Origin of the sequence: Dactylosporangium sp. CA-092794, from assembly GCF_050948465.1 — a bacterium.
Lineage (GTDB): Bacteria > Actinomycetota > Actinomycetes > Mycobacteriales > Micromonosporaceae > Dactylosporangium.
In genome coordinates this window covers 6,023,254-6,042,704 of sequence record NZ_CP192044.1, presented here as the reverse complement: position 1 = coordinate 6,042,704, position 19,451 = coordinate 6,023,254, and the positions used below count along the sequence as shown (strand labels likewise).

Annotated in this window: 13 protein-coding genes and 1 pseudogene; 6 read left to right on the top strand and 8 right to left on the bottom strand. The window is 73.8% G+C overall.

From position 1 onward, the window contains the following. The first annotated feature begins 4 nt into the window (after positions 1-4). Both treS and ACQPXD_RS25545 read left to right on the top strand, forming a co-directional pair. Positions 5-1,708 carry a maltose alpha-D-glucosyltransferase gene (treS, locus tag ACQPXD_RS25550; protein WP_432842756.1) on the top strand — a complete coding sequence of 568 codons (1,704 nt, stop codon included), beginning with the start codon at positions 5-7 and terminating at the stop codon, positions 1,706-1,708. Further along, complete coding sequence (locus ACQPXD_RS25545) at positions 1,698-2,363, top strand: hypothetical protein (protein WP_432842754.1); 666 nt, start codon at positions 1,698-1,700, stop codon at positions 2,361-2,363. The genes treS and ACQPXD_RS25545 overlap by 11 nt, the downstream gene beginning before the upstream one ends. Here the strand turns inward: ACQPXD_RS25545 and aceB are convergent. Further along, complete coding sequence (gene aceB, locus ACQPXD_RS25540) at positions 2,272-3,909, bottom strand: malate synthase A (RefSeq protein WP_432842752.1); 1,638 nt, start codon at positions 3,907-3,909, stop codon at positions 2,272-2,274. The genes ACQPXD_RS25545 and aceB overlap by 92 nt on opposite strands. Further along, a complete protein-coding gene (aceA, locus tag ACQPXD_RS25535; protein WP_432842750.1) occupies positions 3,906-5,180 on the bottom strand; it encodes an isocitrate lyase in 1,275 nt (424 codons plus the stop codon). The genes aceB and aceA overlap by 4 nt, the downstream gene beginning before the upstream one ends. 162 nt (positions 5,181-5,342) lie before the next feature. On the opposite strand from aceA, the gene ACQPXD_RS25530 reads away from it, so the two are divergent. The 3 genes from ACQPXD_RS25530 (at position 5,343) to ACQPXD_RS25520 (ending at position 11,869) form a co-directional block, all read left to right on the top strand. After that, positions 5,343-6,806, top strand: a complete 1,464-nt coding sequence (locus ACQPXD_RS25530) for a short-chain fatty acyl-CoA regulator family protein (protein ID WP_432842748.1) — start codon at positions 5,343-5,345, stop codon at positions 6,804-6,806. A gap of 85 nt (positions 6,807-6,891) precedes the next feature. After that, positions 6,892-9,735, top strand: a complete 2,844-nt coding sequence (locus tag ACQPXD_RS25525; RefSeq protein WP_432842746.1) for a hypothetical protein — start codon at positions 6,892-6,894, stop codon at positions 9,733-9,735. Then, positions 9,728-11,869: a hypothetical protein gene (locus ACQPXD_RS25520; RefSeq protein ID WP_432842744.1), complete on the top strand. Its 2,142-nt coding sequence runs from the start codon at positions 9,728-9,730 to the stop codon at positions 11,867-11,869. The genes ACQPXD_RS25525 and ACQPXD_RS25520 overlap by 8 nt, the downstream gene beginning before the upstream one ends. On the opposite strand, the gene ACQPXD_RS25515 is transcribed toward ACQPXD_RS25520, so the two are convergent. Continuing rightward, entirely contained in the window at positions 11,817-12,431 is a 615-nt protein-coding gene (locus ACQPXD_RS25515) for a TetR/AcrR family transcriptional regulator (protein WP_432842742.1), read from the bottom strand. The two genes, ACQPXD_RS25520 and ACQPXD_RS25515, sit on opposite strands and share 53 nt — an antisense overlap. Before the next feature lie 100 nt (positions 12,432-12,531). Between ACQPXD_RS25515 and ACQPXD_RS25510 the strand changes: the two are divergent. Continuing rightward, a pseudogene (locus tag ACQPXD_RS25510) lies at positions 12,532-13,440 on the top strand (MFS transporter); the annotation flags it as partial. A 122-nt stretch (positions 13,441-13,562) separates the two neighbouring features. On the opposite strand, the gene ACQPXD_RS25505 reads toward ACQPXD_RS25510, so the two are convergent. The 5 genes from ACQPXD_RS25505 to ACQPXD_RS25485 form a co-directional block, all read right to left on the bottom strand. Continuing rightward, complete coding sequence (locus ACQPXD_RS25505) at positions 13,563-15,794, bottom strand: B12-binding domain-containing radical SAM protein (protein WP_432842740.1); 2,232 nt, start codon at positions 15,792-15,794, stop codon at positions 13,563-13,565. 10 nt (positions 15,795-15,804) lie between these two features. After that, positions 15,805-17,187, bottom strand: coding sequence for a TfuA-like protein (locus ACQPXD_RS25500; protein WP_432842738.1), 1,383 nt, complete (start codon positions 17,185-17,187; stop codon positions 15,805-15,807). After that, positions 17,180-18,346: a YcaO-like family protein gene (locus ACQPXD_RS25495; RefSeq protein ID WP_432842736.1), complete on the bottom strand. Its 1,167-nt coding sequence runs from the start codon at positions 18,344-18,346 to the stop codon at positions 17,180-17,182. The genes ACQPXD_RS25500 and ACQPXD_RS25495 overlap by 8 nt, the downstream gene beginning before the upstream one ends. Before the next feature lie 10 nt (positions 18,347-18,356). Then, complete coding sequence (locus ACQPXD_RS25490; RefSeq protein WP_432842734.1) at positions 18,357-18,692, bottom strand: hypothetical protein; 336 nt, start codon at positions 18,690-18,692, stop codon at positions 18,357-18,359. A 181-nt stretch (positions 18,693-18,873) separates the two neighbouring features. Next, positions 18,874-19,236: a hypothetical protein gene (locus tag ACQPXD_RS25485; RefSeq protein WP_432842732.1), complete on the bottom strand. Its 363-nt coding sequence runs from the start codon at positions 19,234-19,236 to the stop codon at positions 18,874-18,876. Positions 19,237-19,451: the final 215 nt, after the last annotated feature.

Here is a 19,451-nt window from a genome sequence, read left to right as displayed (position 1 = left end):
CCCGATGACGAGATCCATGCCGATCGAGCCGGACTGGTACCGGCGGGCGGTGTTCTACGAGATCCTCACCCAGGCCGGCTTCGACTCCGACAACGACGGCGTCGGCGACCTGCTGGGCCTCGTGTCCAAACTGGACTACCTGCAGTGGCTCGGCGTCGACTGCCTGTGGCTGCCGCCGTTCTACGACTCGCCGCGCCGCGACGGCGGGTACGACATCCGCGACTACTACAAGATCTGCGCGGAGTACGGCACCATCGACGACTTCGTCACCCTGCTCGAGGAGGCGCACGCCCGCGGCATCCGGGTCATCACCGACCTCGTGCTCAACCACACCTCCGACACCCACCACTGGTTCCAGGAGTCGCGGCGGGACCCGGCCGGACCGTACGGCGACTTCTACGTGTGGCGCGACACGGACACCGGCTACCCCGAGGCGCGGGTCATCTTCGCCGACACCGAGCCGTCGAACTGGACGTTCGACCCGGTCCGGCAGCAGTTCTACTGGCACCGTTTCTTCCACCACCAGCCCGACCTCAACTACGACAACCCGGCCGTCGCCGAGGCGATGCTCGAGGTGGTGCGCTTCTGGCTGGCCCTGGGCATCGACGGCTTCCGGCTCGACGCGGTGCCGTACCTGTTCGAGCGCGAGGGCACCGACTGCGCCAGCCTGCCCGAGACGCACGAGTACCTCAAACGCATCCGCAAGATCGTCGACGACGAGTACCCCGGCACCGTGCTGCTCGCCGAGGCCAACATGTGGCCGGCGGACCTCGTGGAGTACTTCGGCGACGTCGCGACCGGCGGCGACGAGTGCCACATGGCCTTCCACTTCCCGCTCATGCCCCGCATCTTCATGGGCGTGCGCAAGGAGTCGCGCACGCCGATCTCGGAGATCCTCGCGCAGACGCCGAAGATCCCCGACCGGTGCCAGTGGGGCACGTTCCTGCGCAACCACGACGAGCTGACCCTGGAGATGGTCACCGACGAGGAGCGCGACTACCTCTACAACGAGTACGCCCGCGACCCCCGCATGCGGCTCAACCTCGGCATCCGCCGGCGGCTGGCGCCCATGCTGGGCAACGATCGCAACCAGATCGAGCTGTTCACGTCGCTGCTGCTGTCGCTGCCGGGCTCGCCGGTCATCTACTACGGCGACGAGATCGGCATGGGCGACAACGTGTACCTCGGCGACCGCGACGGCGTGCGCACCCCGATGCAGTGGAACGTCGACCGCAACGGCGGCTTCTCCCGCTGCGACCCCAGCCAGCTGTACCTGCCGATGAACAACGGCTGGGTGTACGGCTACCAGTCGGTCAACGTCGAACGGCAGCTGCAGGAGCCCGCGTCGCTGCTGCACTGGACCCGCAAAATGCTGGCGATCCGCAAGCAGCACCCGGCCTTCGCCCTCGGCGACCTGACCGACCTGGGCGGCTCCAACCAGGCGGTCCTGGCGTTCCTGCGCGAGCACCACGACGAGGAGCACGACGAGGTCCTGCTGTGCGTGCACAACCTGTCCCGGCACCCGCAGCCGGTGCAGCTGCCGCTCGGCAGCCGGTTCCACGGCCACACGCCGGTCGAGCTGACCGGGGACACCCGCTTCCCCAGCATCGGCCTGCGGCCCTACCTGCTGACCCTGCCGGGCTACGGCTCGTACTGGTTCCGCATCGTCCCGCCGAGCCGGCGCCGGGGTCACAGCCATGTCAGGTGACGACGCCGACCTGTTCGAGGCGAGCCTGATGCTGCTGGCCGGCACGACCCGGCTGCACTACGACGCCAACGCCGGGCGCGGCCGCGACGCGTGGGCGGTGGTCGGCGCCGGCGCGGGCAGCCGGCTGCAGGTCGAGTACGAGACCGAGCCGGCGGCGGCGCGGTTCACCGACGTGATGCGGGCGGTGCCCGAGGCGACCTGCCGGACGGGCCGCCGGGTGGCCGGCATCCGCCGCCGCTACGAGACGTTCGTCGTCGACGTCGGCGGCGCCGAGCCGTCGCTGGTGATCGGCCGGCTGCACGGCGAGTGGACCCGCAACGTGGGGCTGCTGCTCGGCGAGGGCGCGGCCGACGAGGCGACCCTGCGGAACCGGGCCGCGGCGGTGTGGCGCTCGGCGCTGCTGACCGCGGCGCCGAAGGTGTCCGGCGCCGGGCTGCGGGTGCGGGCCCGGCACTGGTCGACGGTGCGCCTGCTCGTGCGGGCCGCGCAGGTGCTCGGGGTCACCTGCCAGGCCCGCACGGCACAGGGATTCCAGGTCGTCCACGTCGAAGGCCGCGGCGTGATCACCCTGCTGTCGACAGTACGGGCGTTGCCGGGGCCCCCGTCGATCGACGGCCGCACGGCGCGAGGAAGTACGCGTACGCGTCGGTGGTGAAGAACGCCGGGAGATGCTCGCCGAGCGCGGTGCGCTCGACGATGCCGGCCGCGGCCACGGCCCGCTCGCGATCCGCCCCTTCGCGCCCCTCCGTCAGCTCGGCCAGCGCCTCGGCCAGCAGCGAGCGCACCAGCTCGTCGGTGACGCTGCCGCCGCCGGCGAGCGGGGTGCTGTGGAAGAGCCACTGCCACACCTGGCAGCGGGCGATCTCGGCGGTGGCCGCGTCCTCCATCAGGTTGTTCAAGGCCACCGCGCCGGTACCGCCGAGCCAGGCGTCGATGTAGCGCAGCGCGACGGACACGTTGGCCCGCACCCCCTCGGCGGTCACCCGGCCCGGCGTCTTGTCGACGGCGAGCAGATCGGTGGCGCCGACCTCGACGTCGTCGCGGAGCCGATCGAGCTGGTTGGGCCGGTCGCCCAGGACCGCGTCGAACTCGGCCCGGCACACCTCCACCAGGCCCGGGTGCGCGACCCAGGACCCGTCGAAACCGTCGCCGGCCTCGCGGGTCTTGTCCGCCCGCACCTTGTCGAACGCGGCGGCGTTGACCGCCTCGTCGCGGCTGGGGATGAACGCGGCCATGCCGCCGATCGCGTGCGCGCCGCGCTTGTGGCAGGTGCGCACCAGCAGCTCGGTGTAGGCCCGCATGAACGGCACCGTCATGGTGACGGCGGAGCGGTCGGGCAGGACGAAGTCCGACCACTGCCCGAAGTTCTTGATGATGCTGAAGATGTAGTCCCACCGGCCGGCGTTGAGCCCGGCCGAGTGCTCGCGCAGCTCGAAGAGGATCTCCTCCATCTGGAAGGCGGCGGTGATCGTCTCGATCAGGGTCGTGGCCCGGATCGTGCCGCGGGGCAGCCCGAGGTACTCCTGAGCGAAGACGAACACGTCGTTCCACAGCCGCGCCTCGCGGTAGTCCTCCAGCTTCGGCAGGTAGAAGTAGGGCCCCGCGCCGGCTTCCAGCTGCCGGCGGGCGCAGTGGAACAGGTACAGGCCGAAGTCGACCAGGCTCGCCGAGATCGGCCGGCCGTCGACCACGATCCACTTCTCCACGAGGTGCCAGCCGCGCGGCCGGACCACGATCGTGGCCAGGTCGGCGCCGAGGGCGTAGGGCTTGCCGCGCTCGTCGGTGAAGTCGATCCGCCGGTCCAGCGCGTCGATCAGGTTCAGCTGCCCGCCGATGATGTTGTCCCAGGTCGGCGCGGTGGCGTCCTCGAAGTCCGCCAGCCACACCCGGGCGCCGGAGTTCAGCGCGTTGACCGTCATCTTGCGCTCGGGCGGGCCGGTGATCTCGACCCGCCGGTCGGTCAGCCCCGGCGCCGGCGGCGCCACCCGCCAGCTGCGGTCCTCGCGGACCCACGCGGTCTCCGGCAGGAACTCGGGCATCTGGCCCATGGCGTACCGGGCGCGGCGCGCCCGTCGCGTGTCGAGCAGCGCCACCCGGGCGGCGGCGAAGCGGTCCTCCAACGCGACCAGGAAATCCAGCGCGTCGGGGGTGAGGACCTCGTCGTAGCGCTCGGCCATCGGGCAAAGAATCTCGTATCTCATGCGAACTGCTCCGTCTCGGTCGAACCGCGCAGGGCGGTCGTCTCCCCGGCCGGGTTCAGCACCGTGCTGATCAGGTCGAAGTACCCCGTGCCGACCTCCCGCTGGTGCTTGACCGCGGTGTAGCCGTCGGCCTCGGCGGCGAACTCGCGCTCCTGCAGCTCGACGTAGGCGGACATGCCGTTGGCGGCGTATCCGCGGGCCAGGTCGAACATCGAGTAGTTGAGGGCGTGGAAGCCGGCCAGGGTGATGAACTGGAACTTGTACCCCATGTGCCCGAGCTCCCGCTGGAACTTGGCGATGGTGGCGTCGTCCAGGTGCTTGCGCCAGTTGAACGACGGCGAGCAGTTGTAGGCGAGCATCTGGTCCGGGTACTGCGCCTTGACGGCGTCGGCGAAGCGCCGCGCGACCTCGAGGTCCGGCGTGCTGGTCTCCATCCACAGCAGGTCGGAGTAGGGCGCGTAGGCCACGCCGCGGGCGATGCAGGCGTCGACGCCGTTGCGGAAGCGGTAGAAGCCCTCGGCGGTGCGCTCGCCGGTGACGAACGGCTGGTCCCGCTCGTCGATGTCGGTGGTGAGCAGCGTCGCGGCCTGGGCGTCGGTGCGCGCGACGATCACCGTCGGCACCCCGGCGACGTCGGCGGCGAGCCGGGCCGCCTGCAGGGTCCGGATGTGCTGCCCGGTGGGGATGAGCACCTTGCCGCCGAGGTGGCCGCACTTCTTCTCCGCGGCCAGCTGGTCCTCCCAGTGGACCCCGGCCGCGCCGGCCACGATCATGCCGGTCATCAGCTCGTAGGCGTTGAGCACGCCGCCGAAGCCGGCCTCGGCGTCGGCGACGATCGGGGCCAGCCACTCCGTGCCGCCCTCGCCGCCCTCGGCGGTGCCGATCTGCGCGGCGCGCAGCAGGGCGTTGTTGATCCGGCGGACCACGGCCGGCACCGAGTTGGCCGGGTAGAGGCTCTGGTCGGGGTAGGTTTGACCGGCGAGGTTGGCGTCCGCGGCGACCTGCCAGCCGGACAGGTAGATGGCCTTGAGCCCGGCGCGGACCATCTGCACGGCCTGGTTGCCGGTGAGCGCGCCGAGCGCGTGGATGTAGTCCTCGTCGTGCAGCAGCCGCCACAGCCGGTCCGCGCCGAGCCGGGCCAGGGTGTGCTCCTCCTGGACCGCGCCGCGCAGCCGCACCACGTCGTCCGGGCCGTAGTCGCGGCGCACGCCCTGCCAGCGCGCGTCGTTCTGCCACTCCTGCCGCAACCGGTCTGCTGTCGTGTCCTGCATCGGTGTACTCCCTCGATCGCGGGTCGAATGGTGATACCGCCCACGGTCACACGAGCGTGATCGAATGGTCGAGACACGGAATTAGCCAAGTAATGCGAATTTCCCGAGCCATTTCGCTAACTTGCGAAAGCCAGTTTGACATCGGTGTTATAGCTGGACTGAATGGGTGACACCGGGGAGGTGAGCGCGATCGCCAAAATATTCGCAGGGGCGCGGCTGCGGCGGCTGCGCGAAGAGCGCGGGGTCAGTCAGACGGACCTCGCCCGGCATCTGAGCATCTCCCCCAGCTACCTCAACCAGATCGAGCACGACGTGCGGCCGCTGACCGCGCCGGTGCTGATCCGGGTCACCGAGCTGCTCGGCGTCGATCCGACCGTCTTCGCCCCGCACGACGTCCCGCAGCTGGTCGCCGGCCTGCGCGAGGCACTCGGCCGCAGCGGCAGCCTGCCCGATCTCACCGAGCTCGCCTCCCGGCTGCCGGAGCTCGCCGAGTCGGTGATCGAGCTGCACCGGCGGTACCGCGAGGTCGCCGACCAGCTCACCGAGCTCGTCGGCGACCGCGACCGGCTCGGCCGCAGCCCGCACGACCAGGTGACCGAGTTCTTCTACCGCCGGCAGAACTACGTGCCGCACCTGGACGAGGCGGCCGAGACGCTCGCGGTGCGCATGCGGCTGCGCCGCGGCGAGATCCACGCCGGGCTGCAGGACCGGCTGGCGCACCAGCACGGGGTGCGGATCTCCTACGAGGACGCCGAGTCGCTCGGCGGCGACCTGCACCGCTACCGCCCTCACACCCGGACCTTGCACCTGTCCACGTCCCTGCGCGCCGGGCAGGCGGCGATGCGCATGGCCGCCCAGCTGGCGCTGCTGGAGTGCGCCGACGTGATCGACGAGATCGTGGAGGAGGAAGGCTTCGACGACGTGCAGACGCAGATCCTCACCCGGGTGGGGCTCGCCAACTACTTCGCCGCCGCGCTGATCCTGCCCTACGAGCAGTTCCTGACCGCCGCCGAGGCCCGCCGCTACGACATCGACCTGCTGTCCGAGCACTTCGCGATGGGCTGGGAGACGGTCTGCCACCGGCTCAGCACGCTGCAGCGCCCGCGGTCCCGCGGGGTGCCGTTCTCGTTCGTCCGGGTCGACCGGGCCGGCAACATGTCCAAGCGCCAGTCGGCCACCGGCTTCCCGTTCTCCCGCACCGGCGGCACCTGTCCACTGTGGAACGTCTACGAGGCGTTCAGCTCCCCCGGCCGGCCGGTGACCCAGATCGCGGCGATGCCCGACGGGCAGCGCTACCTCTGGGTCGCCCGCACCGTCACCCGCCACCACGGCGGCTACGGCCAGCCCGGCAAGGTCTACGCGATCGGCCTGGGCTGCGAGCTCCGCCACGCCGGCCGGCTGGTGTACTCGACCGGCATGGACCTGCAGGACGTCGCCGCGGCCACGCCGATCGGCCCCGGCTGCAAGACCTGCGAGCGGGCCAACTGCCCGCAGCGGGCCGCACCGCCGATCAGCCGCCCGCTGGACCTGGACGAGAACCGCAGCACGTTCATCCCGTACCCGCTGCAGGGCCCGGCCCAGCGCTCGGCGGAGCGCCCCTCCCCCGACCAGTCCCGCCCGGACTGACCCGTCGTTCACCCGTTCGGCGGTCGTGACGGTATGCCACCGACGAACGGACGATACCCGGCCGGTGGTCACCGTCCGTATGGTCATGCCTCACGGATTGGGGGTGGCCGGGGTGGAGCTCGAGGCGCCGCGGGTGTGGCTGCGGCTGCGGCTGCGCCTGGAGCCGGACGGCCGTCTCGCCGTCGGCGTGCGCGACGACCGGGGCGTCACCGTCGAGCCGCCCGCGCCCGGCCGGTCGGCGCCCGGGTGGGGGTCCGTACCGATCCGATTACCCGGATGGCCGGCGCTGCGGCGGCTGGACGTGCTCCGGCCGGACGCGCTCGACGAGCTGTCCGTACGGGCGGTGGAGAGCCTGCCGCCGGCGCGCACGGGCACGCCGTATCCGCCGTCGGTGCCGGTCCACGTGACGGTGCCGGCCGAGATCGGCTGGCTGCCCGCGTATCGGCTGGTCGAGCCGCTGCTGCCGGCCGGGCGGTTCGTGGTGGTCGAGGACCGGGCCGCGGGGCGGGGCGTCGCGCCGTTCGCCCTGCCGCTGAACGTGGTCGCGGTCGGGGCGGCCGGCCGCGCCGTCCTGCGGGATCTGGAAGGTACCCCCTGGCGGGAACCGCGGCTGCAGGCGCACCTCGCGGCGTTCGAGCCGGTCGCCGGGCCGGCGGACCTGCCCGATCACGAGATCGACGTGCTCGTCGTCGACGCGGTGGACGCGGCGGCGCTGCGCCGGTCGCGGGCCCGGGTCCGGCTCGCGATCGTGCTCGGGACCGGCGACGGCGGGCCGCTCGACGCGGCCGGGGTGCGGCTGCCGTTCGCGCGCAGCGTGCTCACCGTCAAGGGGCCGCCCGGCGCGGGGCAGCCGGCGGCCGTCCGGGCGCTCTTCGACGCGCTCAGCCACGACCTGCCGCTGCACGAGGCGCTCCGGCTGGTCCGCGACGCGGCCGGCCCGGCCCGCGGGGTCACGCTGTCCGCGTCGCCGTCGTCGCTGCACGACCTGCGGCTCACCAGCGCGTGGGGCATGGCCGAACGGCGGCTGATGGAGCTGTCGGGCAACGTCGGGCACGCCCGGCCCGGCGAGCTCGGCCTGCGGGTCGCCGAGCTGACGGCGGACCTGCGCCCCGACGGGCTCGACCTGGTCGGCGGCGTGCTCGCCGCCCGGCGGGCGCAGTTCGACTTCGGCCGGGAGCGGGGCGGGCTGTTGCCGCTGGCCGAGGTGGGCCGCGACCTCGGCCGGGCGCTCGATGCGCTGCGGCGGCTGCCGGCCGGGGCCGCCGCTACGGTGCCCGAGGGCGCCGGGCGCGTGGTGAACCTCGGCCTGCGCCGCGGCCCGGGCACCCTGGCCGCCCCGTTCACCGAGTCCACGTACGTCGCCCGGACCCGCTCCGTGGTTGCGGGCGGGCGCTACGACCTCGACGCCCAGATCGGCGCGGCGTGGCCGGCCGGCCTGGTCGTCGGCGGGCAGCCGGCGATCGAGCTGCTGCTGCCCGACGACCGGCGCGGGCACGACCTCGACATCGTGCTGTTCGGCGACGCGGTCGGCATCCCCGGCGGGAACGTGCGGCGGCTGCACCTGCCGCCGGCCGGGCCGTCCGACGTGGTCACGTTCGGCCTGGTCATGCCGGCCGAGGCGGGGCCGGCGTGGCTACGGGTCAGCGTGTACCACCGGGACAACCTGGTCGAGACGTTCGTCCTGCAGCTGCTGGTGGAGCCGGCCGAGCGGGAGCTCGATCGGCCGGTGCTGACCGCCCGCCTGCAGCACAGCGCCACCCGTGACTGGGGCAACCTGGACGCGCTCGGCGAGCGCGCCCTGTCCATCACGCTCAACGCCGACCCGGCCGGCGCCCACCGGCTGTTCCTGAAGGGCCCGGACGCCGCCGTGACCCTGCCGGTCGACGAGCGGCGGGAGGAGGCGCTCATCGGCGACGTCCGGCAGGCCCTCACCGCGCTGGTGGACCGCCCGCTCGACCCGGCCGCCGCGCTGTGGCGGCTCGCGCGCCGGGGCCGCGCGCTGCGCCAGCGGCTGTTCCTGGGGGCCGACGGGCCGGCCCAGCTGGCGGTGAGCCGCCTCGCCGAGTCGGCCGACCAGAGCATCCAGATCATCCGGGCCCAGCCCGACCGGGCCGTGCCGTGGTCGCTCGTCTACGACTGGCCGCTGCCGAGGGAGATCGCCGGCCGTCGGCCGCCGGAGGTGTGCCTCGGCCGGTGCGACCACACGGCCGCCGACGGCCGGGCCTGCGTGCGCGGCTTCTGGGGCATCCGCCACCGCGTCGAGGAGCTGCTGGCCGAGCCCACCCAGGACGACCAGGCCGACCGGGTGGCCGCCGCCGACCCGGCGGCGCTGGTCGCCCTCGGTGTCCCCGACGCCGACTCCGGCGGGCTGGTGCCGCTGCTCACGGCCGCCCTCGCGCCCCGGCACGTGCTGGCCCTGGACGACACGGAGAGCCTGCTCGACTGGCTGTTCCGCACCGACCGGCCGGGGGTGTTCGCCATCCTCGGCCACCACGAGACCCGCGACATCATCGGTGAACCGGTCGGCTCCCGGATCACCCTGAACTCCCGGGACGGCTGGCTGCTGGACGACGAGATCACCGACCGCCGGCTGAGCGCCCCCGCCCAGCCGCTGCCGCTCGCGCTGGTTCTGCTGCTCTCCTGCGGCTCGGTGGCGGTGGGCCCGACCGAGCTGACCCACTTCCTGTCCGCGCTCGCCGCCGCGCGGGCCGCCGCCATCGTCGGCACCGAGTGCGACGTGTACTCCGACCTGGCCGCCGGCTTCGCCGCGCACCTGCTCGCCGCGATGGCCGCCGGCACCGGCACCGGCACCGGCTTCGCGCACGCCGTCCAGCTCGCCCGGCAACGCCTCGTCATCGACCAGGGGGACGCCCGTGCTCTCGCCTTCACCGCGCTCGGCCCCGCCGGACTCAGGCTCGCCGGTGCGTAGCCGGGCCCGGGCCGCCGCGGCCGTGCTCGGCGCACTGCTCGCCCTGGCCGCGCCGCTCGCCGGGCCGGCGCCCGCCTTCGGGCAGGACATCCTCACCGTCGGCGCCGACGCGAGCGTCACCCTGCCCCCGTCCGGTACCGCGACGGTGAGCCTCGCCGTCGCGCCCGCCGCCGGCATCGACCTCGCCGACGCCGGCAAGCCCGCGACGGTCCGGGTCGTGCAGGTCCTCCGCGACGGCGTCCTGCAGGAGGCCGGCGACGCCGTCGCCGCGCGGATCGAGCCGGCGGTCCCCGCCATCGTGCTCACCGTCGCCGCCGACCGGCTGCCCGCCGTGGGTACCTACCGGGTCGTGCTGGCCGTCGAGCGGGCGGCGGTACGCCAGACCGTCACGGTGTCGCTGGCCCGGCCCACCGGGCAGCTCACGGTGCCGGCGGCGATCGCCGTGCGGCACACCGTCGCGATCGTGCCCGGCGGCACCGCCGACACCGTGCGCCCGCGGCTGACCGTGCGGCCCTCGTCCGGCACCCGGCTGCTCGACCTCACGGCGCGCCAGCTCGAGGCCGAGGACCCGCAGATCCAGGTGCACATCGACGCCAACCGGCTGCCGCTCGCACCGGGCGCGCCGCTCGACCTGGAGTACGACATCACCGGAAAGACCGAACCGGGCACGGTGACGCGGACCGTCGAGCTGACCTCGCCGCAGCTGTCCGCGCCGGTGACCGTCACGTTCACCGTCACCACCCGCCGGCACCCCGGCCTCATCGCCGTCACGCTCGTCGCCGGGGTGCTGCTGAGCCTGCTGCTGCGCCTCGTGCTGCCCGGGCTCACGAACTGGCGGGCCCGGCACGCCGAGCGCCGGCGGCTCGACCTGCAGCTGGCCGGGCTGGCCGAGGAATACCCGGACGGCGACTTCCGGGCCGCGGTCGCCACCGCGCGGGGCGAGCTCGGCGCGGCCAAGGGCGGCGAGCTGGCGACCGCCATCGACAACGCCCGCACGCAGGCGCGCACCGCCCTCGCCGAGCTGCGGGCCAGACTGTCCACACTGGACGGCGACTACCGGTCCTGGGCCGTGGTGCTGCACCGCGACTGGCGGCTACCCGCGGTCCTGACCGGCCCGATCGGCGCGGCCCGGGACCACCTCGCGGCCGCCGACACCGCCCTCGCCGCCCACGACGCGGGAGCGGCCGAGGCGGCCATCGCGTCGGTACGGCAGGCCGCCCAGGACCTCGCGCGCGCCGCCGCCGACTGGGGCAACGACACCGGATCGGCCCTGCGCCGGCTGGCCGACGCCATCGGCGAGCGCACCGCCGGCGCCCTCGGGCCGCTGCGGGAGGTCGTGCTGCGCACGCGCGCGGGCCTGCCCGACCCGGACACCGCGGCGCCGGCCGGCTCCCCCGACGACCTGGCCCGCCGCCTCGACCCGGTGCACCTGACGATGGGACGCTACCCCGCGGTCCGCCGGGGCCTCGACGCCGTCGCCGCGGAGGCCGGCGTCATCGCCGCCGGCCTCCGCGAGCGCGGCCAGGAGGCGGACGAGGTCGCCGCCGACGCCGCCGGGCTGCGCGAGGCCGACCGGCGCGAGGGCGACGACCCGGCGACCGCGGCCGGACCGGTCGCCGCCGCGCTGCAAACGCTGCTGACCGACACCGTCGCGGCGATCAAGCGGCCGCTCGGCAGCGCCGACGCGGCGGAGGTCGACCGGCTGATCGCGGCGGGCAACCTGATCGGCGCCGCGGAGGCGGTCCTGAACCGGCTGCCGGCCCCGCGGGGAGCCACTGGGACGAGGCTGGGCGACGCCGCGGACGTCCGCCTCGCGGCCATCACCGCCGCGTCCACCGATGCGCCGGCGGCGCCGGCGGTGGTGCTGCCGCCCGCGCACGCCCCGATCGGCGACCGGCTGCGGGCCGCGCCCGGGGCGATCGGGCTGGCGGTCGCCGGGGCCGGCATCGCGGTCCTGCACAGCGTGGCCGCGCTCGTCGTCGTGCTGCTGCTGGGGTACGCGCTGTTCCTGCCCGGCTGGTCGGGCTCCCTGGCGGACGTGAGCAAGGTCCTGGTCTGGGCGTTCGCGGTGGACCTGTCGCTCACCGGCCTGACCGCGCGGCTCGCCGGGCAGGCCCGGCCGCCGGCTCCGTAGGGTGGGTGGCCGTCGCCCGGTCCAGGTGGGCGATGGTCTCCCTGACGACGTCGGCCATCGTGCGGGACTCGTCGCCGCCCCAGCGGGCGTAGGCGACCTTGAACACGCCCACCGCGGCCTCCGCGGTCAGGGCCGCGACCGGGTCCGGCACCCCGCGCCGGCACAGGGCCTCGCGGATCGTGGCGGCCACGGCGACCCGCTTGATCGCCTCGCGCTCCTGCAGCGCCGGGTTCGCGGCGATCAGCCGCTGGCGCTGCCGGCCCTGCTCGCCCAGCCGGTCGACGATCTCCCCGGCCGCGACGACGGCCGGGGCCACCGCCGCCATGGGGACCGAGACGTCGGGCGCCTCCGCGATCGTCTTGGTGTAGAGCTCCTCCAGCGCCTGCTGGCCGGAGAAGAGCACGTCGCGCTTGTCCGGGAAGTGGCGGAAGAACGTGCGCTTGTTGAGCCCGGCCCGCTCGGCGATCTGGGCCACCGTGGTCTCCTCCAGGCCCTGCCGCACGAACAGCTCCATGGCCGCCTCCTGGAGGCGGCCTTTCGCGTCGGGTTGCCAGCGGGCCACCCCTGGATCGTAGCTGATGTCACCCGGTGACATGTAGTGTTACGATGCTCGAAGTGATGTCGCCTGGTGACATCACTCCCGTAGCGAACGGAGGCCCCTCATGTCCGCTCCCGCCCCGGCGACCGCCGACCGGCCGGCCACCCGGCAGCTCAACCCGCGTGACCTCGCCATCCTGGCCATCGGCACGTTCACGCTCGGCGTCGACGGCTTCGTGCTGGCCGGGCTGCTGCCCGCCGTCGCGTCCGACCTCCACGTGCCGGTGAGCGTCGCCGGCCAGCTGACCACCCTGTTCGCGCTCGTCTACGCGGTCTCCTCGCCCGTCATCGCCGCGCTGACCGGCGGCTGGGACCGCCGGCTGCTGCTGGCCGGCGGCATGGGGCTCTTCCTGGCGGGCCTGGTCCTGCAGGCCACCGGCCCCACCTTCGCCCTGGTCGCCGCCGGCCGGGTCGCGGCCGCCCTCGGCGCCGCCGCCTACCAGGCCAACGCCTACAGCACCGCCGGGCTGCTCAGCAGCGACGAGCGGCGGGCCCGGTCGCTGGCCGTGGTGTCCGGCGGCAGCGCGGTGGCGGTCGTGGCCGGCCTGCCGTTCGGCATCCTGATCGGGCAGGCGTGGGGCTGGCGGGCCGCGATCTGGATCCTCGTCGGCCTCGCCGCGATCTCGGGCGTGGCGGTCCGCGCGCTGCCCGCCGTCCACGCCCCCGAGCTGAGCCTGCGCCGGCGCCTGGCCGTGCTGCGGGACAGGCGCGTGCTCGCCGTGCTGCTCGGCACCGTCACCGTGCTCATACCGAGCTTCCTGGTGGTGAGCTACGCGCCGGTCGTGCTCGACGTCTCCGGCGGCCTGGTCGTGGTCGCGCTCATGGCGTTCGGGGCGGGCCAGGTCGCGGGCAGCGCGCTCGTGCCGCGCATCATCCGGCGGCGGGGCGCGGCGGTGAGCCTCACCCTCGGCGCCACCGGCATCGCCGCGTGCGGCCTGCTGCTCAGCCTCGGCCGGGAGGCGACCGTCGCGGCCCTGGCCGGCGCGGTGGGCATGGGGCTGTCCGCCGGCATCAGCGTGGTACCGCAGCAGCATCGCCTGTTCGCCCTGGTACCCCGGATCGCCCCGGTCGCGCTGGGCCTCAACGGCTCGGCCATCTACGTCGCCAGCGCGGCGGGCGCCGGCCTCGGCGGGGTCGCCCTCGCGGCCGGGGGCACGAGGGTGCTCGCCCCCACCGCGCTGGTGCTCGCCGCCGTCGCGGCCGTGCTGTCGCTCGCCGTGCGCCCGGAGCGGTTCACCCCGTCGGGCTGAACCGGCGCCGGGCAGCGGCGGATCAGGCGGCGCCGGATCAGCGCGTCCCAGAGCTGGTCCGCGGTCCGCGCGTCGACCATCCAGGCGTGGTCGCGGGCCTGCGCGAGGGTGGCCGGCCCGGCGAAGATGTCCAGGAACGGCTTGGTCCGCCGCGGCAGCAGCAGGATCCGGCCGTCGGCCCGGCGGAACAGCATCCGGTCGGGGGCGAGCAAGCGCTCGGAGACCTCGTACTGCTCGGCATACGCGCGCAGGGTCTCGTCGTCCGGGCGGGCCAGAAACTCCCCGTTGACCACGAACGGTACCGCCTCGTCCTCCTCGTGCCGGCTGCGGTCGTCCTCCAGCCGCTCGCGGACCGCGACGCCGAACCGGTCGTGGTAGAAGAACGTGTGCGCGGTGTCGGTCGCGCCGACCCACGGCCGCTCGTAGTGGCCCATGTAGATCTCGTTCTTGGCGGCCAGCACCTCGGCGGCGGCCGCCTCCGTGATCGGCTCGTCGTACTGCAGCACCCGGGCGATGTCCGCGCCCTCCAGCGGGCGCAGGTTGGCGATGCCGAAGCGCTCCGGCCGCTTGGCGACGATCGCGCCGGGGGTGAGCACGAACTCGCCGAGCCCGCCGAAGGTCCACAGGTGACGGTGGTCGCGCAGGAAGCGGATCGTGTCCATCGCCTCCGCGACCGTCTCGGTCGGGAAGCCGGTGAACCCCATCATCTGCACGCCGATGCCGGCCTTCGTCATCGCGGCGATCGTGCGCCGGACCTGCTCCGGGGTGGTGCCCTTGTCGATCAGGTCGAGGATGCGCTGGTTGGCCGACTCGAAGCCGACCGAGATCGCCGTGCAGCCGCTGCGCTTGAGCAGCTCGCAGCGCTCGTCGGACCAGTACTTCTCCAGCCGGATCTCCGCGCCCCAGCGCAGGTCCAGGCCCCGCTCCACGACCTGCTCGGCGAAGCGCAGGATGGTCGCCGGCGCCAGCACGTCGACGGAGAAGTAGATGAACTTGGCGAACTTCGACAGCTCGGTCACGTCGCGGATCATGAGGTCGACGGTGTCCTGCCGCCACGGGCTGGTCGGGCCGTCGGTGTTGAGCCCGTAGTCGCAGAACGTGCACTTGTTCCAGTAGCAGCCGCGCGAGGGCGAGTAGTAGACGAAGCGCTCGGGGCTGAGGTACTCGTCCCACGGCAGCCCGCTGAAGTCCGGCGTGGGCAGCTCGGCCAGGCGCTCGTAGTGCAGCATCGGCAGCGGCCGGACGGCGCCGTAGCGCGGGTGCAGGCGCAGGTTCGGGTGGGCCACCGGCAGGGTGCCCGCGTCGAGACCGTCGAGCAGGTCGGCGTAGGCCGTCTCGCCCTCGCCGACGACCACCGCGTCGAGGTCGTCGAAGAGCTCGAAGAGCAGCCGGGCGGGGCGGGTGTGCTTGTATACGTCGGAGACCTCGGTGCCGCCGGCGACCAGGAACGCGTCGGGCAGGGCGCGCCGGATGATCCGGATCAGCCAGAGGGCGAAGGGGAGCTGCCATTGGTACGTGATGTTGATGCCGACGACGCCGGGATTCGACCGGCGCAGGCGCGGCAGCAGGATCTCGTCGTAGTAGCGCTGGAACGGCCGGCTCAGCCGGGACAGCACGGCCTCGTCGGTCAGCGCCGCCACCGAGCCGGCCGCGACGCCGGGCGGCGCCTGCAGCCGGAACCCGTCGCGGAACTGCCCCGGGTAGCCGGTCGCGCCCAGGCAGTTCATCCAGGCCATCACCGCGTCGACGGCGTGCTGGTACTCACCGTAGTCGTAGAAGCGGGTGCCGTCGCGCAGGACGTCGACCGCGCGCCGCACGCCGGCCGGGTCGGGATCGGCGACCCGCAGCAGGTGGGCGCGGGTCGCCGGGTCGAGGTCCGGGCGGGGCCGGGCCAGCTCGCCCTCCAGCCACGCCGCGCCCGCCGCGGAGTACGAGTGGTGGAACGCCTCGATGTTGGTGTCGATGATCTCGGCCGGGGCGTGGCCGCGCTGCCGGGCGTAGGAGTCCAGGTACGACAGCGAGTGGTAGCCCGAGGTCGGGTCGGTGATCGGCGGGTAGATCAGCGCGGCGGCCGGCATCGCTGCCTCCTCAACCGACGCTGACCGGCTGGCGGCCGGTCGCCGGGAACGCCGGCCGGCCGAACGTCTTGAGGTACATCACGAACGGCTCCGCTACGATCCGGAAGTGGTGCAGGTTGACGAAACCCCGGTCCCACGCGGCCGGCTCCAGGTCGGCGGGCGCGCACTCCCACAGCCGGGCGAACCAGGCGTCGATCACGTCCGGCTTGAACTTGCGCCGGCGCAGCGGCTGCTGCGGGCTGACCCGCGGGATCGACTCGTTGAGCGCCGCCGCCGTCGCCACGATCCCCGCGGCCGCGTCGCGCACGGCCGGGCCGGACAGCGCGGCGGGGATGAGCCGCTGGTCGATGCAGCGGTGCTCGACCGTGCCGAACGCCCGCACCATCACCCGCAGCGCCGCGTCGGCGTCGGGCAGGTCCCGGTCGGCCGGCGTGAGCCACGAGGGCTCCGGCAGGTCGCGGGGCGGCACCGGGCCCAGCAACCCGTGCGACCGGGCCACCGCGACGGCGGCCTCCACCAGGCCCGGGTCCTCCGGGCCGGCGCCGGTCACCCGGGCCAGGACGTCGCGGCGGTGGTACTCCGGGAAGCCGGGGTGCAGCAGCATGAGTGCGCCGGCCACCTCGGCGGTGGTGACGAAGCGGCCGTCGTGCTCGGCCCCGCCGTAGCGGGCCTGCCAGCCGGTGAAGTAGCTGGTGCCGACGTGCTCGATCGGCAGGTCCGCCGCGGCCGGGGCGGGGGCTGGTGCCGGGGCGGGCCCGGCGGCGGCGTGGCGGAGCATGAGCCGGGCGTCGGCCGCCTTGGCGTCGCTGGGGTTGCGGGCCAGCCACGCCAGGAACCGCTCGGCGCTGCCGTCGCCGAGGTCGCGGGCGCGGTGGCGCAGCGCGCGGTACCCCCGCAAACGAAACGGCAGGGCCCGGGCGAGTTCCACGAGGCGGCCGGCCTCCTCCGCCGTGACGGCGCCGGCCGCGGCCGCCGCGCGCAGCGCGATGCGGATGTTGACCAGCGGCTCGCTGAGCGCCTTCGAGCCCTCGTCGGCGGGGCCGTGCACGATCGCGACCTCGTCGTCGCCGGTGACCTCGCCGTCGCGGTACATCCGGAAGATCTCGCCGTGGCCCCGCATGCCGAACGGCCACAGCTCGGCCGCCCGCAGCGCGCCCATGCTGCTGCTGCCGGCCACCGTCACGCCGCGCTCCAGCAGGTGCAGGATCTCGCGGTGGCGGACCGGCGCGGCCTGCAGGAACAGCCCGTCGACGATGAACACCCGGTCGCCGGGGCGCGGGTCGAGCCGCAGCAGGTCCCCGTGCGCGATCGGCGGCAGGATCCGCGCGCCCGGCAGCAGCCGCGCCGCCTCCGCGGCCGGCAGGCTCGGCCCGGCGAACACGATGTCAGCCATCGTTCCCCTTCGGTCGTGCGGACAGGGCGTGGTCGTCCATGAGCAGCAGCCCGGGCGCGAAGACCTTGCTCACCGGGATGCCGATGCCGGCGCGGGTCAGGTCCACCACGATCGGCTCGACGCCGGTCTTGGCATGCACCCGCTCGGCGGCGAAGCGCAGCGCGGCGTCGATGCTGTCGCTGGGCGCCTCGTGGCGGCGGATCGCGCCCGCCGCGTGCGCGATCGTGGCGGGCCGCGGCGCGAGGGGATTGACATAGCGGTACACGTTGCCGTCGATGTCGTCGCGGGCGCCCGAGATCGTGGTCAGCCGCGACTGGGCCGCCTCGGCGAGGGCCCGGCCGACGGCGATGTCCGGGTCGATGTGGCAGCCGAAGCCGCCGAAGATCATCGGGATGTCCTCGGACCAGATCGAGGCGCCGTAGCAGGGGATGCCGACGTCGTTGGTGAGGTCGCAGACCTCGACCCAGCAGTCCACCGACCGGATCGCGGCGAGCACCGCCAGGGTGTCGGGGTTGCGGCTGCTCGCCGGGTCGACGTAGACCCGCTGGGCCAGGCCGGAGAGCGCGTACGGCGTCATGCAGTCGCGCTCGACCAGCTCGTGCAGGGCGTGCAGGGTCGCCTCGGCCAGGGTGTTGCCGCTGGCCAGCCCGCTGCTGGTGGGCCGGAACAGCACGTCGCCCCAGGGCCGCAGGTCGGTGAAGTCCAGGAAGATGGGGTCGAACGGGATCGGGTACTCCCGGCCGGTGAGCACGCCGCGGCCGGCCACCCAGTCCACAACGGTGGCGCCGGTCAGCGGCGAGCGCGGCGGCAGGTTCAGCGACCGCACGTCGTAGCCGACGTCGAGGTCCCCGGCCGGCGATCGGGCGATGATCTCCAGCCGGGGATTCTCGGCATGCCAGCCCTCGATGCTTTCCATGACGGCGCTGACGCGGGCCTGGTCGTGCGTGAGCCCGGTGCCGACGCTCACCGCGAGCGTCTTGCCGGTGGGCCGGTACGCGACGTGGACCGGGAGGCCGATCTCGTCGAGCAGCGTGATGTCCGCGACCCGGGTGATCGCGAACGCGGGCAGCTGGGGGCGCACGCGCTCCCACGTCTGCGCCGCGGTGAGCGTCCGATAGGTTCCGCTGCGGTGGCGGATCGCCTGGGTGAGCGTGGACATCGCGCGGGGCTTACTTGGACTTGTACAGGTTGATGTTGTTGCTGCCGGCGGCGATCACGTCGAGCTCGGCGTCGCTGAGCTCCTCCACCGAGGCGAGCGGCTGCTCGGGCACGCGGAGCACGTGCCGGCTCCACGCCTCGACGATCTCGGTGCGGGTGAGCAGGCCGTCGGGCTGGCTGCCGTCGACGGTGACGGTCGCGCCGGCCTCGACCGGCAGGCCGGCCTGGATGGCGTAGGCGGTGGGGTCGGCCAGCAGCTTGGCCATCTCGGTGTCGCTGCGCCACACGGCGATCAGCAGGGCCGAGTACTTGCGGTCGAAATCGGTGGGGGTCGCGTCCGTGGTCATGGACTTTTCCTTCCGGTTCGGGCTATGCGGATTCGTTTACCGGGCGTCCGCCGATAAGCCGACGCTACGATCGTCGAAATGCCCGGGACAAGCGCGCCGGACCCACTGACACGAAGTGCGGCCGACGGGACTCGAAGACGTCATGAAACAATGCAATTCGTCAATGCCAAATTCACCACTGTCACGTGCAGCAGCACGGGCAGCAGCACGCGCAACTGGCGTCGAGACCGGCGACCACGTCGTCCAGCTCGTCCTCGCTGAGCGGGGCGTCGTCAATCGCGTCCATGGCGGGAATGTAAAGGTGCAGCACACCGGTCTCGTGGCAGTCGCGCCACGCCCGGACCTGCGCCTCCAGGTCGGGCTCGGCGGCCGCGGTGTCGCGGACCACCCGCAGGTCCACCTCCTCGGGCACGCGCAGGCCGTAGTCGGCGACCAGCGCGCGCGGCTCCTGGGCGAGCCGCGTCTCGACGGCTGGATCGCTCCACACGTCGGCGACCAGCCGGCCGAAGGCGGCGACGAATGTCCCGCGCTCCACGGAATCCATGGGCTCCTCCTGTCCGGGGAAACGTCCGATCCGGCGCGGCCGGACGGCGGTGGCGGCCGCCTGCGCCGCCTTCCGCAGGTTCATGCTCACCGGCACAAATGGCGCGTCCAACGCCGGCAAATAGATTCCACCGAATTCGGCAATCGGACCGCCCCGGCCGCCGAAACGCCGTCACGGATTGTTGCCGCCCGACCCGGCCCGGTGCCGGCGCCCGA

Coding starts and splice junctions, on each gene's coding strand:
- ACQPXD_RS25505 (WP_432842740.1), bottom strand. CDS start 15,794: ATGCCGGCCGCCGCGCTGATCTACCCGCCGATCACCGACCCGACCTCG.
- ACQPXD_RS25495 (WP_432842736.1), bottom strand. CDS start 18,346: ATGTCCACGCTCACCCAGGCGATCCGCCACCGCAGCGGAACCTATCGG.
- ACQPXD_RS25545 (WP_432842754.1), top strand. CDS start 1,698: ATGTCAGGTGACGACGCCGACCTGTTCGAGGCGAGCCTGATGCTGCTG.
- ACQPXD_RS25500 (WP_432842738.1), bottom strand. CDS start 17,187: ATGGCTGACATCGTGTTCGCCGGGCCGAGCCTGCCGGCCGCGGAGGCG.
- ACQPXD_RS25530 (WP_432842748.1), top strand. CDS start 5,343: ATGGGTGACACCGGGGAGGTGAGCGCGATCGCCAAAATATTCGCAGGG.
- aceA (WP_432842750.1), bottom strand. CDS start 5,180: ATGCAGGACACGACAGCAGACCGGTTGCGGCAGGAGTGGCAGAACGAC.
- treS (WP_432842756.1), top strand. CDS start 5: ATGACGAGATCCATGCCGATCGAGCCGGACTGGTACCGGCGGGCGGTG.
- ACQPXD_RS25485 (WP_432842732.1), bottom strand. CDS start 19,236: ATGGATTCCGTGGAGCGCGGGACATTCGTCGCCGCCTTCGGCCGGCTG.
- ACQPXD_RS25490 (WP_432842734.1), bottom strand. CDS start 18,692: ATGACCACGGACGCGACCCCCACCGATTTCGACCGCAAGTACTCGGCC.
- ACQPXD_RS25525 (WP_432842746.1), top strand. CDS start 6,892: ATGCCTCACGGATTGGGGGTGGCCGGGGTGGAGCTCGAGGCGCCGCGG.
- aceB (WP_432842752.1), bottom strand. CDS start 3,909: ATGAGATACGAGATTCTTTGCCCGATGGCCGAGCGCTACGACGAGGTC.